This window comes from Paracraurococcus ruber (genome assembly GCF_004353985.1).
In the GTDB taxonomy this organism is placed as follows: domain Bacteria; phylum Pseudomonadota; class Alphaproteobacteria; order Acetobacterales; family Acetobacteraceae; genus Paracraurococcus; species Paracraurococcus ruber.
In genome coordinates this window covers 1-2,844 of sequence record NZ_SMOA01000464.1, presented here as the reverse complement: position 1 = coordinate 2,844, position 2,844 = coordinate 1, and the positions used below count along the sequence as shown (strand labels likewise).

Annotated in this window: 1 protein-coding gene; it reads left to right on the top strand. The window is 73.9% G+C overall.

Annotated features, from left to right (window positions below; translation table 11 throughout):
• Positions 1 to 259: 259 nt before the first annotated feature.
• On the top strand, positions 260 to 2,844 hold a 2,585-nt coding region (locus tag E2C05_RS30775; RefSeq protein ID WP_240046967.1), incomplete at its 3' end, for a helicase-related protein.

The following is a 2,844-nucleotide window of genomic DNA, read 5'->3' as shown; positions in this document are numbered from 1 at the left end:
CGGCGCGCCAGGGCGCCAGCGGGTCGGCGGGCTCGGCCCGCAGCAGGCGCGGGCCGGCGGCGACGAGGACGAGGCCGGCCGCCGCGGTCGGCAGCAGCCGCCGGCGGGTGATGGCGGGGCGGGCATGGGGCTGGGGCATGGCGGGCTCCGTGGCTATGGTTCAACGCTGAACCATTTAGTTCAGAACTGAACCACCTGCAAGCGCCGCCTTGCCTCGGCGCTTGCCAAGGCCGGCGTCCCGGCCCATGCATGGCGCCGCATGCCGGATACCCACCCCCCCATGTTCGACGCCCGGGTCAAGGCCGTGTTGGGCCCCACCAACACCGGCAAGACGCATCTGGCGATCACCCGCCTGCTCGCGCACGCCAGCGGCATCATCGGCTTCCCGCTGCGGCTGCTGGCGCGCGAGAATTACGACCGCATGGTCGCCGCCAAGGGCGAGCGCCACGTCGCCCTGATCACGGGGGAGGAGAAGATCATCCCGCCGGAGGCGAAGTGGTTCGCCTGCACGGTGGAGGCCATGCCGCTCGACCGCCGGGTGGAGTTCGTGGCGGTGGACGAGATCCAGCTCTGCGCCGACCCCGATCGCGGGCACGTCTTCACCGACCGGCTGCTGAATGCCCGCGGCATGGTCGAGACCATGTTCATGGGCGCCGAGACCATCCGCCCGCTGCTGCAACGGCTGGTGCCCCAGGCCGAGGTGGAGACGCGGCCACGCCTCTCACAGCTGGCTTACGCCGGGCCGCAGAAGCTGACCAAGCTGCCGCCGCGCAGCGCCGTCGTCGCCTTCAGCGCGGCCGAGGTCTATGCCATCGCCGAGGCCATCCGCCGCCGCCGCGGCGGCTGCGCCGTGGTGATGGGCCGGCTGTCGCCGCGCACCCGCAACGCCCAGGTGGCGCTGTACCAGAACCGGGAGGTGGATTTCCTGGTGGCGACCGACGCCATCGGGATGGGCCTGAACATGGACGTGGACCATGTGGCCTTCGCCGCCCTGCAGAAATTCGACGGCCACAAGGCAAGGCCGCTGACGGCGCAGGAAGCCGCGCAGATCGCCGGCCGCGCCGGCCGCGGCATGCGCGACGGCAGCTTCGGCACCACCGGCGACTGCCCGCCGCTGCCGGACGAGATCGTCCACAAGATCGAGAACCACCAGTTCGAGACGCTGCAGACGCTGGCCTGGCGGAACAGCGAGCTGGACTTCACCAGCGTCGATGCGCTGATCGACAGCCTGTCCTCGCCGCCGCCCTTCCCCGGCCTCGCCCGCGGCAACGACGCGGACGACTTCATCACGCTGGCCATGCTGGCGCGGGAGGCGGAGATGCGCGGCCTGGCGCAGGGCCGCAACCGCGTGCGCCTGCTGTGGGAAGCCTGCCAGGTGCCGGATTTCCGCAAGCTGGCGGACGACACGCATGTCCGGCTCTGCGGCCGCATCTTCAAGCACCTGGCCGAGGATGGCGTGCTGCCGGACGACTGGGTGGCCGGGCAGATCGCGCAGTGCGGCAACACCGAGGGCGACCTCGACACGCTGATGGCGCGCCTGGCGAATATCCGGGTCTGGTCCTATGTCGCCGCCCGCGCCGACTGGACGCGCGACGCCGCCAGCTTCCAGGCGGAGGCGCGCAAGGCCGAGGACGCGGTCAGCGACGCGCTGCATGAGCGCCTGACCGCCCGCTTCGTCGATCGCCGCGCCGCCCACCTGATGCGCCGGCTGGACGATGCCGAGGGCGACGACCTGCTCTCCGCCGTCACCCGCCAGGGCGAGGTGGTGGTGGAGGGGCATCCGGTCGGCAAGGTCGCCGGCTTCCTCTTCCACCCGGAAGCCGCGGCGGAGACGGAGGAGGAGCGCAAGCTGGTGCTCCGCGCCGCCCGCCGGGCGCTGCGGGAGGAGATGCCGCGCCGCGTCGCCGCGGTGGAGACCGCGAAGGACGACGTATTCGCGCTGACCCCGAACCACCGCATCACCTGGACCAGCCCGGGCGCCGAGGCGGCGGAGATCGCCCGCCTGCGCCCCGGCGACCAGCCGGGCAAGCCGCTGGTCGAGGTGCTGGCGAGCGAGTTCCTCGACGGCGCCCAGCGCGAGCGGGTGCGCGCCCGGCTGGCCAAGTGGATGGAAGGCCTGGTCGCCAAGGAACTGGCGATCCTGACCACCATCGAGGCCAAGGCGGAGGCCGAGGGCGCGCTGCGCGGCCCGGCCTTCCAGCTGCGCGAGCATCTCGGGCTCGTCCCGGGCAACACCCAGCAATCGGTCAGCCAGGACCTGCGGCAGAAGCTGAAGGCCATCGGCGTGCGCGCCGGCCGCTTCGCGCTGTTCGTGCCGGAGGCGCTGAAGCCGCGTGCCATGGCGCTGCGCGCCGGGCTCTGGGCGATGTCGCGCAACATCGACACGCCCGCCCTGCCCGCGCCCGGCCTCGTGGCGCTGCAGATCCGCGAGCCGGCGGAGGGCGAGGAGAATGCCCCGCCACCGGGGGGCTGGCCCACCGGCTTCGCCCAGGCGATCGGCTGGCTGCCGGCCGGGCCGGTGCTGCTGCGGCTCGACGTCGCGGAGCGCATCGCCGCCGAGCTCGGCTTCCTCACGCGCCGGGCGCCGGCGCCGCCGCCCACCGACCTCGCCAGCCGGCTGGGCGTGAAGGCGGATGCGCTGGGGGCTGCGTTGGCCGGCCTCGGCTTCCGCCTGCTGGAGCCGCCGCCCCTGGCGGAGAACGAGTATGGCCCGCCGACCCCGCTGCGGGTGGCGCAGCCGCGGCCGCAGCACCACCAGCACCAGCGCGGCCCGCGCCAGGGCCGCCCCGGCGACCGGCATGGCGGCCCGCGCCAGGACGGCGCGCCGCGGCGGGAGGGGCAGCG